Annotated in this window: 18 protein-coding genes and 1 riboswitch; of the genes, 15 read left to right on the forward strand and 3 right to left on the reverse strand. The window is 62.1% G+C overall.

Translation table 11 applies throughout. The features are described 5' to 3' along the window. Positions 1–3: 3 nt before the first annotated feature. The 6 genes from BJ994_RS13765 to BJ994_RS13790 all read left to right on the forward strand — a co-directional run bounded on the left by BJ994_RS13765 (position 4) and on the right by BJ994_RS13790 (position 4,784). The gene (locus BJ994_RS13765; protein WP_167994942.1) at positions 4–891 is read left to right on the forward strand and encodes a carbohydrate ABC transporter permease; all 888 of its coding nucleotides are present in this window, start codon (positions 4–6) and stop codon (positions 889–891) included. Beyond that, positions 891–1,787 (forward strand): carbohydrate ABC transporter permease, encoded by an 897-nt coding sequence (locus BJ994_RS13770; RefSeq protein ID WP_167994943.1) that lies wholly within the window; start codon positions 891–893, stop codon positions 1,785–1,787. Before BJ994_RS13765 ends, BJ994_RS13770 begins: the two co-directional genes overlap by 1 nt. After that, complete coding sequence (locus BJ994_RS13775; RefSeq protein ID WP_167994944.1) at positions 1,784–2,872, forward strand: Gfo/Idh/MocA family protein; 1,089 nt, start codon at positions 1,784–1,786, stop codon at positions 2,870–2,872. Before BJ994_RS13770 ends, BJ994_RS13775 begins: the two co-directional genes overlap by 4 nt. Positions 2,873–2,875: 3 nt before the next feature. Beyond that, positions 2,876–4,021 carry an NAD(P)/FAD-dependent oxidoreductase gene (locus BJ994_RS13780; RefSeq protein WP_167994945.1) on the forward strand — a complete coding sequence of 382 codons (1,146 nt, stop codon included), beginning with the start codon at positions 2,876–2,878 and terminating at the stop codon, positions 4,019–4,021. A gap of 254 nt (positions 4,022–4,275) precedes the next feature. Next, entirely contained in the window at positions 4,276–4,527 is a 252-nt protein-coding gene (locus BJ994_RS13785) for a type II toxin-antitoxin system Phd/YefM family antitoxin (RefSeq protein ID WP_167994946.1), read from the forward strand. Then, positions 4,524–4,784, forward strand: a complete 261-nt coding sequence (locus BJ994_RS13790; protein WP_167994947.1) for a Txe/YoeB family addiction module toxin — start codon at positions 4,524–4,526, stop codon at positions 4,782–4,784. Before BJ994_RS13785 ends, BJ994_RS13790 begins: the two co-directional genes overlap by 4 nt. Before the next feature lie 112 nt (positions 4,785–4,896). Here BJ994_RS13790 and BJ994_RS13795 read toward each other — a convergent pair whose 3' ends face one another. After that, entirely contained in the window at positions 4,897–5,841 is a 945-nt protein-coding gene (locus BJ994_RS13795; RefSeq protein WP_167994948.1) for a GlxA family transcriptional regulator, read from the reverse strand. A 133-nt stretch (positions 5,842–5,974) separates the two neighbouring features. On the opposite strand from BJ994_RS13795, the gene BJ994_RS13800 reads away from it, so the two are divergent. Beyond that, a complete protein-coding gene (locus BJ994_RS13800; RefSeq protein ID WP_167994950.1) occupies positions 5,975–6,622 on the forward strand; it encodes an isochorismatase family protein in 648 nt (215 codons plus the stop codon). 152 nt (positions 6,623–6,774) lie between these two features. Here the strand turns inward: BJ994_RS13800 and BJ994_RS13805 are convergent, their stop codons facing one another. Then, positions 6,775–8,100, reverse strand: a complete 1,326-nt coding sequence (locus BJ994_RS13805; RefSeq protein WP_167994952.1) for a bifunctional o-acetylhomoserine/o-acetylserine sulfhydrylase — start codon at positions 8,098–8,100, stop codon at positions 6,775–6,777. A gap of 44 nt (positions 8,101–8,144) precedes the next feature. Beyond that, positions 8,145–8,261: riboswitch (SAM riboswitch) on the reverse strand. Positions 8,262–8,407: 146 nt separating this feature from the next. Between BJ994_RS13805 and BJ994_RS13810 the strand changes: the two genes are divergently transcribed. The 8 genes from BJ994_RS13810 (at position 8,408) to BJ994_RS13845 (ending at position 13,220) form a co-directional block, all read left to right on the forward strand. Then, positions 8,408–8,623: a helix-hairpin-helix domain-containing protein gene (locus BJ994_RS13810; RefSeq protein WP_167994954.1), complete on the forward strand. Its 216-nt coding sequence runs from the start codon at positions 8,408–8,410 to the stop codon at positions 8,621–8,623. A gap of 184 nt (positions 8,624–8,807) precedes the next feature. Beyond that, a complete protein-coding gene (locus BJ994_RS13815; RefSeq protein ID WP_167994955.1) occupies positions 8,808–9,515 on the forward strand; it encodes a VOC family protein in 708 nt (235 codons plus the stop codon). Between the two features lie 4 nt (positions 9,516–9,519). Then, a complete protein-coding gene (locus BJ994_RS13820; protein ID WP_167994956.1) occupies positions 9,520–10,110 on the forward strand; it encodes a GNAT family protein in 591 nt (196 codons plus the stop codon). Further along, complete coding sequence (locus tag BJ994_RS13825) at positions 10,107–10,646, forward strand: hypothetical protein (protein ID WP_167994957.1); 540 nt, start codon at positions 10,107–10,109, stop codon at positions 10,644–10,646. The genes BJ994_RS13820 and BJ994_RS13825 overlap by 4 nt, the downstream gene beginning before the upstream one ends. Positions 10,647–11,001: 355 nt before the next feature. Beyond that, the gene (locus BJ994_RS13830; protein WP_245192301.1) at positions 11,002–11,703 is read left to right on the forward strand and encodes a phytanoyl-CoA dioxygenase family protein; all 702 of its coding nucleotides are present in this window, start codon (positions 11,002–11,004) and stop codon (positions 11,701–11,703) included. Between the two features lie 84 nt (positions 11,704–11,787). Then, entirely contained in the window at positions 11,788–12,366 is a 579-nt protein-coding gene (locus BJ994_RS13835) for an AraC family ligand binding domain-containing protein (RefSeq protein ID WP_167994958.1), read from the forward strand. Between the two features lie 2 nt (positions 12,367–12,368). Beyond that, a complete protein-coding gene (locus BJ994_RS13840; RefSeq protein WP_167994959.1) occupies positions 12,369–12,623 on the forward strand; it encodes a helix-turn-helix transcriptional regulator in 255 nt (84 codons plus the stop codon). A 159-nt stretch (positions 12,624–12,782) separates the two neighbouring features. Then, positions 12,783–13,220 carry a DUF805 domain-containing protein gene (locus BJ994_RS13845; protein WP_167994960.1) on the forward strand — a complete coding sequence of 146 codons (438 nt, stop codon included), beginning with the start codon at positions 12,783–12,785 and terminating at the stop codon, positions 13,218–13,220. Between the two features lie 554 nt (positions 13,221–13,774). On the opposite strand, the gene BJ994_RS13850 is transcribed toward BJ994_RS13845, so the two are convergent. Then, on the reverse strand, positions 13,775–14,503 hold the full coding sequence (locus BJ994_RS13850; RefSeq protein WP_167994961.1) for a class I SAM-dependent methyltransferase: 729 nt from the start codon (positions 14,501–14,503) through the stop codon (positions 13,775–13,777). Positions 14,504–14,554 lie beyond the last annotated feature (51 nt).

Raw genomic sequence — 14,554 nt, forward strand, 5'->3', positions numbered from 1 at the left:
ACCATGACGACAAGAAGACTCCGCCTCAGTGCAATCCTCTGGGCAGCACCGGCGATTCTGGCGATCCTCGCTCTCCTGTACTACCCGCTGGCTCAGAACCTGCGGTTGAGTTTCCTGCAATGGAGCGTCTTTTCCCCGGAACAGGAGTTCGTGGGCTTCGAAAACTACATCACTGCTTTCGGCGACGCGGTCTTCTGGATTGCAATCCGCAATAACGTTGCCTACGCCGCGGTTTCCCTCATCATTCAGGTAGGGCTCGGACTGATCCTGGCGGCGCTGCTGGACAGGTTCGTGAAGGGCAGGCTTCAGGCCTTCTTCCGCAGCGTGTACTTCCTGCCGGCCACCATTTCGATCACGGTGACAGGTGTGCTCTTCTCGTTCATCTACCACCCTGAAGTCGGCTTCCTCAACGAGGCTCTGCGCGGGCTTGGTCTGGAAGGGCTCGCACGGGTGTGGCTGGGTGAACCCGAGACCGCTATCTGGGCGATCATCGCCATGAGTCAATGGCAATGGACGGGCTATGTGGCAGCTCTCCTACTGGTGGCCATCCAGCGTATCCCGAGCGAGCTTTATGAAGCCGCAGCGCTCGATGGGGCGGGTCCGGTACGGCAGTTCCTCAACGTGACGATTCCGCTGACCAGGGAGATGGTTGCCGTCATGTCGATTGTCACGGTCAGCAACGCCTTCCTGGTCTTCAACGAGATTGTCGCCATGACCAACGGCGGTCCTAATAACGCCACCCAGGTGCTGGGCACCCTGATCTACCAGAACGCGTTCGTGAACGACGACATGGGCTACGCCTCCGCGATCGCCACCATTGTCCTCTTCATCACGCTGATCATCGGCGCAACGCAGCTGTTCTACACAAGTAGGAAGAGGGTCAGCCTCTAATGAGCACCACAACAATTAAACCGACAACGCCAACCACCCGCGCGAGGGGAGCGGCACAGCCAAAGCGCCGTTCGGACTACCTGAGCATCGTCGCACGGTATCTGGTGCGTATCCTGCTTGTCGTCATGAGCATTGGCGTCCTCTACCCGCTCTTCTGGATGTTCTCGTCGGCCTTCAAGACCAGCGCTGAAATCTTCGCAGACCCGTGGGCCCTGCCGAATGCCTTCTCCTTCGAGAACTACGTCACAGCCTGGAACCAGGGCGTCGTTGCCTACTTCGCCAACAGTCTTTTCATCACCGTCATCTCGCTGGCGGCGACGCTGCTGCTGGGCGCCGCTGCTGCGTACGCGCTGACAAAGCTCAACCTACCGTTCTCGAAGACGGTCACGTTCCTGATCCTCGGCGGACTGATGGTGTCCCCGACGATGATCCTCGTTCCACTGTTCCAGTTGCTGCAGGCCGTGGGTCTCTATAACACCCACGCCGGGCTGATCATCGTCTACGTCGCCTACCGGCTGCCCTTCACCATCTTCCTCATCCGCGCGTACATGCTGACGCTCTCGGACGAAGTGGTGGAAGCGGCGCGGATCGACGGCGCGAACTCGGTCCAGATCTTCCTGCGCGTCATCATTCCGCTGTGCAAACCCGTGCTTGCCAGCGCCGGTCTCGTCTACGTTCTCTTCGCCTGGAACGAGTTTCCGTTTGCGCTGGTCTTCCTCAATGACACCGAGTTGAAGACCCTGCCAGTCGGACTGCTTGATTTCAAGAGCACGCTGCAGACCGACTGGTCTGTGCTCTTCGCCGGCCTGGCCATTGCCAGCCTGCCCATGATTGTCGCCTTCGCGATCGGACAGCGCTACTTCATCCGGGGGCTATCGGAAGGGATGGGTAAATGAGTAACCACACAGCTGAGCGGACAATCCGGACTGCAGTACTGGGATTCGGAGTCTCCGGGCGGGTCTTTCATTCGCCGCTCCTGGCCGCCAATACTGACTACAGCCTCCGGTTCATCACGACAAGTAACGAGGAGCGATCCCGACAAGCTCGAGAGTCCTATCGATCGGCCACGGTGCTCAACAACCCTCAGGACATTTTCAAGCATGCGGACGAGATTGACCTCGTAGTTATCGGTACACCGCCGGGAACCCACTACGAACTGGCGAATGCTGCAATTGACCGAGGTTTACACGTAGTCGTTGACAAGCCTTTCGTACCGACAGCAGCGCAGGGCGAGGAACTCATCCGGAAGGCCGGGCGTGCCGGAGTCAGTCTCACTGTTTTCCAGAACCGCCGATGGGATGCGGATTTCCTCACTGTGCAGGACCTTGTGCGGCGCGAAGCATTGGGGACCATCGCTACCTTCGAGTCGCGGTTCGAATGGTGGCAGCCCGAGGGTTTCCGAAGCTGGAAGGGAGCTGCAACCCTGGATGAGGCCGGGGGGATACTGTATGACCTCGGCAGTCATCTTATCGATCAAGCCTTGCAATTGTTTGGACCAGTTCAGGATGTCTACGGCCAAACCACACGCTATTCGAGTGCCTCCACGGACGCCGATGAAGACGCTTTCGTGGTCCTGCATCATGCAAACGGCATCCGCTCACGACTAACCATGAGCGGCCTGGCGGCACTGCCGGGGCCTCGATTCCACCTCTTTGGCACGCGCGGCACCTACTTGAAGTGGGGACTCGACGGCCAGGAACCGGCACTGGACGCAGGGAAGGATCCCAATGACGACGACTTCGGAATGGAACCGGAATCAGCCTGGGGATCCCTCAGCACAGGAGCAACCCAACAAGTGGTGCCGGCGCAGCGCGGCGATTATGCCCAGTTCTACAAACTGCTGAGCGACCACCTTGCCAGCGGGAGGCCTCTTCCGGTCGACCCCTGGGACGCGGTGCAGGTTCTTCGCATCATCGAGGACGTTCACCGTGCGACCGGCATGACCCCATCTCACTCACACCCCATCACCATAGGAAGCTGATCCATGTCCAGCACACCCGACACTCCCTCCAGCAAGAACGTAGCCGTCATCGGCGGCGGCATACTCGGCGTATCAACGGCGGTCCACCTCCAACGCGAAGGTGCATCCGTCGTGCTCATCACGGAGACCGAGCTCGCCAGCGGAGCATCAGGGAGGTCGCTATCCTGGCTCAACTCCGCCGGTATCCGCTCGGATGCCTACCACGCCTTGCGGGTTGCAGGCATCGATCGCTACAGAACCATGTTTGCTGCGAATCCCCATCTCGAATGGCTGCGCTTCGACGGCGGGGTGTATTGGTCAGACGCTGACAGCGAAGCCAGCACCCTCGCGCGCCACCGTTACGAGAAGGAGCACGCCTACGGCTCGCGCCTCGTGGACTCCGCCAGGATCCCGAGAGTTGTGCCCGGCATTGCGGCAGACTCAGTGCCCGGCAGCGCAATATACAACCCAGGCGACGGCTGGGTATCGTTGCCGCACCTGATCGAGCACCTCGCCGCCGAACTCGTCTCCAGGGGTGGGCGCATCGTCACTCAGGCAGGAAAAGCCTCCGTCCTGGTGAACGATCGTAGAGCGACCGGAGTATCGACCACTGCCGGTGAGCGCTACGAAGCCGATGCAGTAGTGGTGGCCTGCGGCCCCTCCACCCCGGCCGTGGTGGGCGAACTTGGCGTCAGAATAGACGACGGCTCCCCGCTCTCGATGCTCGTCACAACTGAGCCACTCGAGCACGACATCAAAGCAGTTCTCAACACCCCGCGCGCTGCCACCCGACCCAACCCGGGTGGCACCCTCGCGATCGACCACGATTGGTACGTCGACCAGATCATTGAGGGCCCGGATGGCAACTGCTCCATCCCCGAGTGCGCCATACAGCAGCTTCTGGACGAGGCATCCGCACTGCTGGAAGGCTCCCCAAAGCTCAAAGCAGCCGAGTACAAACTGGGCAGGAAGCCCATTCCGGGCGACGGCGAACCGGTCTTCGGAGAACTTGAAAAGGTCCCCGGCTGCTACGTGGCGTTCAGCCACTCAGGAGCGACCGTTGGCCTCATCGCCGGTGAACTGCTGGCCGACGAGATTATGAGCGGACGACCGCACCCTATGTTCAGGAGCTTCCGCCCAGAGCGCTTCTCAGAGAGAAAGCTCACATAAGCGGCGGGCGGGCGGCCACCTCCACCGCTACCCGCGTCACCGCGGGAGTTCCCTGAAGCCAACGCAGTTTCGAAGAATTATCGAACTTATAAGAAAGAGCCCGCTGCCCTATAACTTCCTCACGAACTTAGAGGGTAACGGCAGAAAGCTTCGCGGGCATGCGAAGTCGACCAGGGTTCTCACCTTTTGAATGAGCCCGTCTTCGGCTCGAATGAGTGGTACGCTTTTGTGTACCACTTAGAAGGGGATGGCTGATGGCCGCAATCACCGCAACAGACGCTCGACGCAACCTGTTCGGCCTCATACAGCAGGTTAACGAGGACCATGCTCCGGTTGAGGTGGTGTCGAAACACGGCAACGCCGTCATCATCTCCAAGGACGACTACGACGCGATCACCGAGACGGCCTACCTGTTGCGGCATGCCAAAGGTGCGCAGCGGCTGTTGACGGCCCTGGAGCGTGCGCGGCGCGGCGAGTTTGAGACTCACGAACTGCACGAGGCGTGAGTCGACAGCTCGCATTCGACCGGAACGGGTGGGAGGACTACACCTACTGGCAAGGCCAGGACAGGAAGACTCTGAAGCGAATCAATCTACTGATTCAGGATGTCTTGCGGGACCCGTTCACCGGCACCGGCAAACCCGAACCGCTCAAGCACATCCTGTCGGGCGCCCGGTCCAGGCGCATTGATGAGGCCAATCGCCTCGTCTACTTTGTGACCGACACGCACATCGTGGTGCTGCAGGCCCGCGACCACTACTGATTAGCAACCACTCTCTATCACGCTACGTCGAGTGCCGCTCGGCAGCGGGCGCGGGTCGCAAGTTCCTCGACGCGGTCGCAGCGGACGACGATCTGGTAGAAGAAAAAGGGACTCAACACGTGGTGAACCGGCGCCTGTACTCGGTGGGGGTGGTCGAGAAGGCCGCCCCGAAGTTCTGGCGAAGCGTTACGGCGTTCCCGAAACCGCAGTCCGTCGCTATCTGCTCTATGGACAGGTCCGTGGTCTCCAGGAGTCGCCGGGCCGCATCGAGCCGGTGAACTCGGACCCAGGCTGCCGGTGTTGTTCCCGTTTTTGAGCGAAATTCACGGACGAAGGTGCGGCGGCTCATGTGGGCTTGGTCAGCGAGCCGTTCGACTGTGAGCGGTTCCCGAAGATTGGCTAGCGACCATTCAAGCAGGTGTGCGATCGGATCGTCGCTGGATCGCTCGGGGACAGGGTGTTCGATGTACTGCGCCTGTCCACCTTCACGGTGCGGCGCGACAACGAGACTGCGCGCCACTTGATTGGCGGCGTCTGCTCCGAGGCGGTCCCGCACGACATGCAGGCAAGCGTCCAACCCGGAGGCTGTCCCTGCTGAGGTCAGCACGTCACCGTGGTCGATGTACAGCACGGACTGATCGAGGGAGATATCCGGGTGCCGGTCAGCCAGGGTGGTGAAAGCTTGCCAGTGGGTGACGGCCCGGCGTCCGGCAAGCAGACCCGCATCCGCGACGGCGATCGCACCAAGGCAAAGTCCGAGGACAGCAGTGCTGCGATCACGAGCGTTGTGCAGCACGGATCGCAAAGCAGTGCTGAGCGGGCGTCCGTCGTCGAACCATGAAGGCACCACCACAACGTCGGCATCCTCTGCAGCCTCCGGGCCCTGTATGCCTCCTAGCCGATAGCCCTCCGCTGTACTGACCGAGCCCGGCCGGTCGGCGAAAAGCACCGTGCTCCATGCACCAAGCCCTTGCCGGGTGACCTCATCAAAGACCATCTGCGGCACGGCCAGATGGAACATCGTCACGGCATCGAACGCGTACACGGCGATCCGCATGGTCGGCTCTCCTGTTCTCTTGGCCCAAATCCATCGTATATCTGCCGTTGTGCCACTGTTGGTGTTCCGTGTCTCCCTGCACCATTGATGAAGGCACTCCGGCCTGTCACCACTACCTGGAAGATTTTGAACTATGGCTACTCCGCGTCGCGCACTCATCCTCGTCGATATCCAGCAGCAGTACTTCAGCGGCATGCTGGAGATCCAGTACCCTGCGCACGAACAATCCCTGCCGCGAATCGCAGCAGCCATCGATGCGGCCACCGCAGCTGGCATGCCGATTGCGGCCTTTCAGCACACCGCCAGTGAAGGAGCCCCCGTATTCGCGCCCGGTTCCCCGGAATTTGCCCTGCACCCCGAGGTCGAGAGCCGACGCACGGATGCATGGAAGAGCATCGTCAAGCAGTACGGATCCGTGTACGCCGGCACCGACCTGGCCGAATGGCTCCGGCAGAACGACGTCGACACCGTCACCCTGGTCGGTTACATGACCAACAACTGCATCCTCGCCTCGGCCGTCGAAGCCGAAGCAATCGGGTTCACCACCGAAGTGCTCTCCGACGCCACCGGCGCGATCAACCTCGCCAACGACGCGGGCTTCGTTGATGCGAAAACGGTGCACACCACCCTGCTCACCCTATTGAACTCGAACTGGGCACGTGTCGGCACCACCGACGCATGGATCAACGCCGTCAACACGCAGGAATCATTGCAGGGAAGCGATCTTGGCAGTTCCGCTGTGGCGGGAGCGGAACGCGCCGAAGTGCCGACCCCGGCATAAGCGCCGCGAACGCACGGCTGATGCGGCGGGGCCGCGGTCGACGGCGAGTCGCAGCTGATAGGGGTCGGTGCCGGTAGCCAGGCAATCACGAACAGTCCGTTGCACTGTGGTCACCGGGATGCCATCGGCAGGGGTTCTGCCCAATCGGACTTTTATGTACCAGATGCCGCCTTCGCCGCACGGAAGCCTGTCTCGAGGTCAGCCAGAATGTCGTCTATGTGCTCCAGACCCACCGACAACCGGACCAGTCCCGGCGTAACTCCGGCAACGGCCTGCTGCTCCGGGGAGAGTTGGCTGTGCGTGGTCGACGCCGGATGGATGACCAACGAACGCACGTCCCCAATGTTCGCAACATGCGAGTGCAGTTCCAACGCATCCACGAACCGCTTGCCTGCATCGGCCCCGCCGGCCAACTCGAACGAGACGATCGCACCGGTCCCCTTCGGACCATACTTACGGCCACGCTCGTACCAGGGGCTCGAGGGGAGGCCCGCGTAGGCGACGGATTCGACGTCGCCCCGTGCCTCCAGCCAACCCGCAACCTTTTCAGCGTTGCCTACATGCCGTTCCACCCGCAGGCTCAACGTCTCCAGACCCTGTGCGATCAGGAAGGCGTTGAACGGCGACACTGCCGAGCCCAGGTCGCGCAGGAGCTGGACGCGGGCCTTCAGGATGTAGGACAGATTCGCTCCAAGGGCACCGCCTTCGCCAAGGTCGCGGGCGTAGACCAGCCCGTTGTAGGTGGTATCAGGGGTGTTGAAGCCGGGAAAACGCTCAGGGTCCTTCCCGAAGTCGAACTTTCCGGAATCGACGATGACGCCGGCGATCGCCGTACCGTGCCCACCTAGGTACTTCGTGGCGGAGTGCACGACGACGTCCGCACCCCACTCGAGCGGACGGATCAGATACGGCGTCGCGAGCGTGTTGTCCACGATCAGCGGCACACCGGCGTCGTGGGCGACGCCGGAGACGCCTTCAATGTCCAGCACGTCCTGTCGGGGGTTGGAGACAACCTCGGCGAAGAACAGCTTGGTGTTCGGCTGGGCGGCGTCTCGCCACTGGTCGAGGTTGTCCGGGTCCTCCACGAACGTGACGGAGATTCCGAACTTCTTCAGGGTGTGAGCAAACAAATTGTATGTGCCGCCGTACAGACTGGGGCTGGCAACAATGTGGTCACCGGACTCAGCGATATTCAGGATCGCGAAGGTTCCCGCAGCCTGCCCCGAACTGAGCAAGAGCGCACCAACACCGCCTTCAAGGCTTGCGATCCGCTGCTCCACCGCGTCCTGCGTGGGATTGCCGATACGCGTGTAGATCGGTTCCAGCTCCGCCAGCGCGAAGCGGTTCGCCGCACTCTCGGCGGTGGGAAAGACGAAGGAGGTGGTCTGGTAGATCGGCAGCGCACGTGCGCCGGTGGCGGCGTCCGGCTCCTGGCCGACGTGGATCTGGCGGGTTTCGAAGGACCATCCGTTGGACATCTAAGGCTCCTGTGATCTGGGCCCGGCATGCTCTCGAGCACCACGGGCAGCGCTTGCCGTCCGGCCCTTCGCCGAACAGCCAGGTCCTCACCCGGGGCACCCCGCCGCGGAAGGAGGGTTGCCGGCCAGCAAGCCGGGGCTTCGCGCTGGCACTCATGACCTGCGCCCAGTCTAGGGAAGGGAAACTCACAGGATGCCAACATGACGAAAAATCACGTACCGGCGACTCTGCTGCCCCAGCTGCGTGACACCGAGAGGGCCCCACGGCACAATGTACGAACACCGCCCATCGACGAGGAGTTGCGCGATGCCAGAAGACTCTCCAGTACCAACGGAGTACCCCCGGGAGATCGGGCGCACCGCACGCAGGGAACTGGCACGCCACGGCTACACCACGTTCGCCCAACTTGAGCAGGTGACCGCAAAAGACCTGCTCGCTGTCCACGGCGTCGGGCCGAACGCGGTGCGCATCCTGGAGGCCGAACTCGCCGCTATGGGAACAGGTTTCCTGAAACCTGTTTGACCGCGCGAGCCGCCGTCGTCGTCGTCGTTTTCCCGATCTCTAACTTCGTCGGGCCCGGGCGCCGAAGCGGACCACTTTCCCGGTGCGGTAGGTGGACAACCGCGACGGTGACGTGTCGAGTTGTTGAGTGAGTCCGGTTGCGCGTGTAGAACGTTGTGAGGTGAATCACGTGTAGAGTCCGCCTATGGATATGCTGACAGGTGCACAAATCGCCGAGGCTAACCTGACCGACTGGCGGAAGCTGGCCCAGGGACTGCATGCGCGCTACCTGGTCGATGACTTCGGTACCGGCGCACGGTTTGTCACGGCGGTTGGTGAGGCGGCTGACCCCTTCGGGCACTATCCGCGCGTGTCGATGGGTAATGGATACATCGACCTCAAACTGGTCACCAAGGATGCCATCTATCGCGACGACGAGGGCACCGAACACGTCGTCGAATGGGTGACCCAGCAGGACATCGACCTCGCGCGGCGGATCACCGAGATCGCCGTCGATCACAAGCTCGAGGCGGATCCAGCTTCGGTCAGCGACATCGAGCTCGGCCTTGACACGGCGCACTCCGCGACTATAGCCCCGGTGTGGGCGGCACTGCTGACCGGGGACACCGACGCCCAGGGCCGCGGAACCCCAAGCGACGAAATCCGGGACGCCACGGGGCGGGTTCCAAACCTGTGGTTCGGCGACTTCGATGAGCAGGAGGCGCCCAGTCAGCGGTTCCACGTCGAGGTATATGTGGCGCCGGAGGTGGCCCAGCAGCGGGTCGCCGCCGCTCTCGCCGCGGGTGGGACCGTCGTCGATGACAGCAATGCGCCGATGCTGACCGTGATCGCCGACCAGGACGGGAACAGAGGAGTCCTGTGCGTCGACGCGTCTGCCGCGGCGAAGGAGTAGAAGCATGGGTGCCGGGTCGCCGTACTGCATCGCTCCCCTCAGCACCGCTACCTGGCCGGCCTTTGAGGCCATGGTGGTGCGGCACAATGGCATCTTCGGAGGCTGCTGGTGCACCTACTTCCACCCGGACTGCGCCGAGCGAGGCCCGGGTTACGACGGCAGCCGAGCAATGAAGAAGGCCTACGTCGAGCAGGGCAAGGCGCACGCCGCGCTGGTAATGCACGGCGACGAGGCTATCGCGTGGGCAGAGTACGGCGTCCCGGTCGAGCTGCCCAACATCCACCACCGCAAACAGTACGACGCCACCAAGACCGCAGACCCCGACTACCGCATCACCTGCGTCTTCGTCGACAAGCGCCACCGGCGGCAGGGCGTCACGGAGCTGGCGATCACCGGAGCCCTCGACCTGATTGCGCAGGCAGGCGGCGGACGAGTAGAAAGTTACCCCCACGACCTGACCAACCAGACCAAGAAGATGTCGTCGTCGTTCCTTTACAACGGCACCCGCCGACTCTACGAGCGGCTCGGCTTCACCTACGACCGGCCCAAAGGGCTGAAGAACTGCGTCATGGTGAAAGTGATGGAGCCTGTATGAGACTGTTCGCCGCCAGCGGCGATCGTGCAAAGGCCGGACAGCCGGCGGTGCGTGTAACCAGGTCTGTCGTCGTCGCCGCCCCAAGGGATGCGGTCTGGGAGCGAGTAACCGCGCCCGCCGGGATCAACCACGAGCTGCGCCCCTTGTTGTCGATGCAGATGCCCGTCGGATACCGGCATGCAACAATCGCGACCGTACCCGTGGGTGAGTGGCTCGGAAAGGCGCCGCTGCTGCTTGGCGGTGTGCTGCCAATCGAGTACGACGATCTGCGGCTCATCGAGGTGACCCAGCCCGTGCGCTTCCACGAGCGCTCAAGGATGCGCACGGCCAGTGTCTGGGAGCACCGCCGCGAGCTCGAAGCCCTTACCGAAAACCTGACCCGCGTCACCGACCAGCTCACTGTCGTGCCACGGCTCTCGATCACGGCAGGCGTGCTTCGCGCGTTCGTCGGCGCCCTCTTCGAACACCGGCACCGACGACTTCGACACCACTTCAACACACAGCGGAAACTCCGGCTGGGGCCGGAAGCCTGCTAACACCCGCAGTGACCACCGCCCAGGAAGGCAAGATGAACCGCCGCCGGGTTTCATAGTCTTACGCACGCACGGCACTGAAACCCCGACGACGACGGCGCCCTGAGCGCGGCCGGCACGACGGTGGGAGACGGCCTACCGCTCCGCCTTCGGCAACACGACCCACAGGATGCCCCCTGCAGGTAAGTCCAAGAACGTGGACCACATTGTTCATGTCGCTGAACACCCGGCGCAGGAAGTATTGGATTCATGCTTACTTCGAACGGTTATGTGCTGGATGAGTCCCCCGCCCGCCTTGGTGCGCTCCAGCCGGTCCCTGATGAATTCCGGCAGGACAAAAACCTGGTTGTAAAACCAGATGAAGAGGGAGGGCTACCTCTACCTGAAGGTATTCCTCAGCCCGGCAGAGGTCCTGGAGTTCCGTGAGTACTACTTCGCTTCGCTGGAGCACACCGGTCTGGTGAAGCCTGGATCGGATCCCGAAACAGGACACGCCAACACCGAAGCTGAGGACAAAGGCGCGCTGCGCGATGCGCTGTTCAAAACCATCGTTCCCGGCGAGGAATTTGGTGCCCTGTGCACCCATCCACGAATCAAGGAGTGGTTCGCCTGGTTCCTGGGCGACGACACCCACCTCCACAAGCGAAAGATCTTGAGGCACACCAAGCCGGGTGACAACGGCATCGGAACAGCTACGCAGGCGCACTACGACCTCGTCTACCTCCGCGAAGGTACCGATCGCGTCCTCTCCATGTGGATCCCTCTCGGGGACTGCGCCGTCGAACGCGGCGGACAGGAGCGCACAGGAACGCTGAAACTACCGGCTGTGTCCATCACCGCCGATCTGCCCGGGCTGGCCGACGAACATGACGCCCGGTGGCTGGTCACCGACTATGAGGCGGGCGACGTCGTCGTTCATTCGGCGCAAATTGTTCACGCAGCACTGGACAACAAGGACCTGGAAGGTCGCATGCGACTGTCCGCAGACATCCGCTACCAGCGCGTAAACGATCCCATTGACTGGCGTTGGCAGAATGACTGGCACACAGACGGCCTCTAAGAGTACGACGCCGCACTCTCCCTACGTGCCTCGTAATCACAAAGAGCCCGCTTACCCCGCGCGCCAATCGTAAACTCAACAGATATGCGCAAGGGACAAGACTGGGCCGTCTACAGACCTCCTCATCCCGCGCTGCGGAACGAAGGATTGAACTGCCTGGGTGCAGGAGAGCAGTCGGGGGCACTGCGCACCATCTACGGGCGCGAACTCAACTCCTACGCACTGGTGGTAATCAGCGCCGGACAGGGCAAGGTGTGGGGCCCGGATGGGATGGGCTCTGCGGCAGCGGTCACGGCACCGGCGTGCTTCTGGATCCCGCCGAGCTTGAAATACGGTTACGGACCAGGCGCTGAGGGCTGGACGGAACACTGGATGGTGTTCTCCGGCGCCACAACCTCCGCGCTGCAGTCACTCGGTGTTCTGCATCCAGAAAGCGCACTTCATCCAAAACCCCTTCTGGATGACCAGGCGATCACCATGTTCGCCTTCCTCGACTCAGCACTCAGTAAGGCTGGCCCGGCCGGTGACCTCCGTGCCAGTGCCCTCGCCCTGCTGATCATCTCGGCGTGCATGGGGTGGGCAGCCAGGAGGATCAACTGGTGCAGGGTCTGCGCAACCAGGCATACAGCAGCGTTTCGGTGGAGGCGTACGCAAAATCTGTAGGCATGTCCCAGTCCATGCTTCGACGGAAGATACTCTCGTCCACCGGCCTCACTCCAAAGGAACTGGTGATGCAGCAGCGCCTGAGCCGAGCACAAAATCTCCTCGTTGAGACGGACCTTCCCATCCACCACATCGCCGAGAGGGTGGGCTACGAGGATGCAGGGCATTTCAGCCGGCTCTTCGTCCGGAGGCTTGGCATGTCGCCGCTCGCTTTCCGGCGCGAGCAGCGCGGCACCCTCGAAGGCTCGGATCGCTAGTTGCCGCACGGTGTCGGGAGCGCGCCATCCGTTCGGGTGTCCGGCAGTGACGACCATTCACCCCTCTCGATGCGCTCCGATTAGAATCGCACCGTGACGTTTACCCGTGGAACCGCTCTATACGCTGCCCCCTTGCCAAGAGCTTCGTTACTACAGGCAATGGGTCGCTTTGCCGGCAGAGCTTTTCAACTCCGGGGACGGGCAAGCCGGAGCGAGTACTGGTGGTGGATGCTCGTCAATGTCGTCGTTCTGGCTACAACGCAATTACTTGTTCCTGCGCTCATTTCGGGACGGACGCCACAGCCGACCTTGCTTCTCGGTCCTTTCGGGTCCGGGATCTTCGCAAACATCGAGTTGTTCAACTGGCATCCGACGGAGGCGCCTGGTTCGCCGCTTGCAGCATTCTCTCTGCTCGTCGCGGGACTCTGGCTGATAGTCACCATTATCCCTGGGTTCACCATCGCAGCTCGCCGGTTGCACGACTCGAACCTCTCAGCCTGGTGGGTGTTGCTCGCGCTTATCCCTCCCGGTTCCTTCGTTCTGCTCCTGCTCGCGATTCGTCGATCGCGAGCCGAGGGCGCACGATTCGACACGTGAGGAAACCAAAAAGCCCGCGGAGGATCTTACTCAGAGGAAGCCGCGGATGCGGAGCTCAGCTTCCTCCTGCAAGTTGCTTCCACAGCGGCAGCAATTACGAGCATTAGAGCCGCACCCGCGGTAGCACCGAAGACGACAAGCACCGCCCCGACCAGCCAGAGTCCACTGTCATCCGTTGCGGCGGCCGTACTGATCCAAGCGAATGTGAAGGAACCCGGAATTACCGGCAATATCCCACGCGAACCAGCCGAACCAGAGCCCTGCGGACAGCGCGGCGATCAGAGCGACTGATACCCATTGCTGTGCGGGCGGTCGATGGCGGTTCCGGGTCAGGCGCATACCTCACGCTAAGCCGTCCGCGAGACCGACTTCGACTCGGAACTTGACCACACCGAGGGGTGCTTCACCAGGGGAACACACTTGAACAACAGGGCCAAGGGTGGCTGCTTCTGGCCGCCGTCGTCCTGGCTGAGGTGACCGTGTCCTCATCGCTCAAAGGCGCACTTGAGCACGCTTGCGATACGCAATTCCGACGGCGTTGCCCCCGCATCGCGTTAGGGTTTGTGAGCGGTAATCACCAGACTGCCGACGCCTCGCCCGGCTGGCTCGCCTTCGAAACCTCCGAACACGTCGTCTACGACTAATCCGGCCTCGCTGAGCATGGTGCTCAGGTGCTCTTCTGAACGGAAGCGGAGGGTGCCGCATCCGACATTCTCAGTGCCATCAACACCGACTTCGTGCGCGCAAAATTCAACCAGACCGCGCGCCTCATCAACCCCGGTGGTCTGGTACCAGTGCTGGCTTTGTCCTTCGGGAAGTTGGACAGTCTTGTGGCTTCGCTCTTTCGTCCATGCTTCCCAGCCCCGTGCCATTGGGTCACGGCTGTCGAAAGCCAGTCGGCCGCCCGGGACAAGATGGCCTGCTATATCGGCGAAGGACCGAGCCAACGCCGCGTCGTCGAGAATTTCCTGTGCGACGTTCGCGCTCATAATTACAGCGTCGAACTCGTGGCCCGGTGGAATCACCGTCGAATCACCCTCGACCCATTCCACACGTCCAGCCTCCGGCTTAGCCCTCGCCGCTTCCAGTCTGTTCCCATTAGGGTCCACACCCGTAACCTTGCAGCCTGCCAGCGCGACCGCAAGAGTCACGCGTCCGGTGCCGCAACCCAGGTCGAGCACTCGGGCAGCAGGGACCGATGTAGCGAATTGCAGGAAGAACTCGTCATCAGCGCCCCAGGTGTTGACGGCATCGTACAAATCGGAGGCATGAGAGTCAGTCATCGAGCCAGCGTACCCAAAGGTCGCCGCGGACGTGACTGCCTCTCCTTGTCC

This window comes from Arthrobacter pigmenti (assembly GCF_011927905.1).
In the GTDB taxonomy this organism is placed as follows: Bacteria; Actinomycetota; Actinomycetes; order Actinomycetales; family Micrococcaceae; genus Arthrobacter_D; species Arthrobacter_D pigmenti.

Excerpts from the sequence above, each read along its gene's own strand:
- BJ994_RS13765 (WP_167994942.1), top strand. The coding sequence starts at position 4 with ATGACGACAAGAAGACTCCGCCTCAGTGCAATCCTCTGGGCAGCACCG.
- BJ994_RS13770 (WP_167994943.1), top strand. The coding sequence starts at position 891 with ATGAGCACCACAACAATTAAACCGACAACGCCAACCACCCGCGCGAGG.
- BJ994_RS13775 (WP_167994944.1), top strand. The coding sequence starts at position 1,784 with ATGAGTAACCACACAGCTGAGCGGACAATCCGGACTGCAGTACTGGGA.
- BJ994_RS13780 (WP_167994945.1), top strand. The coding sequence starts at position 2,876 with ATGTCCAGCACACCCGACACTCCCTCCAGCAAGAACGTAGCCGTCATC.
- BJ994_RS13785 (WP_167994946.1), top strand. The coding sequence starts at position 4,276 with ATGGCCGCAATCACCGCAACAGACGCTCGACGCAACCTGTTCGGCCTC.
- BJ994_RS13795 (WP_167994948.1), bottom strand. The coding sequence starts at position 5,841 with ATGCGGATCGCCGTGTACGCGTTCGATGCCGTGACGATGTTCCATCTG.
- BJ994_RS13800 (WP_167994950.1), top strand. The coding sequence starts at position 5,975 with ATGGCTACTCCGCGTCGCGCACTCATCCTCGTCGATATCCAGCAGCAG.
- BJ994_RS13805 (WP_167994952.1), bottom strand. The coding sequence starts at position 8,100 with ATGTCCAACGGATGGTCCTTCGAAACCCGCCAGATCCACGTCGGCCAG.
- BJ994_RS13810 (WP_167994954.1), top strand. The coding sequence starts at position 8,408 with ATGCCAGAAGACTCTCCAGTACCAACGGAGTACCCCCGGGAGATCGGG.
- BJ994_RS13815 (WP_167994955.1), top strand. The coding sequence starts at position 8,808 with ATGGATATGCTGACAGGTGCACAAATCGCCGAGGCTAACCTGACCGAC.
- BJ994_RS13820 (WP_167994956.1), top strand. The coding sequence starts at position 9,520 with ATGGGTGCCGGGTCGCCGTACTGCATCGCTCCCCTCAGCACCGCTACC.
- BJ994_RS13825 (WP_167994957.1), top strand. The coding sequence starts at position 10,107 with ATGAGACTGTTCGCCGCCAGCGGCGATCGTGCAAAGGCCGGACAGCCG.
- BJ994_RS13830 (WP_245192301.1), top strand. The coding sequence starts at position 11,002 with ATGAAGAGGGAGGGCTACCTCTACCTGAAGGTATTCCTCAGCCCGGCA.
- BJ994_RS13835 (WP_167994958.1), top strand. The coding sequence starts at position 11,788 with ATGCGCAAGGGACAAGACTGGGCCGTCTACAGACCTCCTCATCCCGCG.
- BJ994_RS13840 (WP_167994959.1), top strand. The coding sequence starts at position 12,369 with ATGTCCCAGTCCATGCTTCGACGGAAGATACTCTCGTCCACCGGCCTC.
- BJ994_RS13845 (WP_167994960.1), top strand. The coding sequence starts at position 12,783 with ATGGGTCGCTTTGCCGGCAGAGCTTTTCAACTCCGGGGACGGGCAAGC.
- BJ994_RS13850 (WP_167994961.1), bottom strand. The coding sequence starts at position 14,503 with ATGACTGACTCTCATGCCTCCGATTTGTACGATGCCGTCAACACCTGG.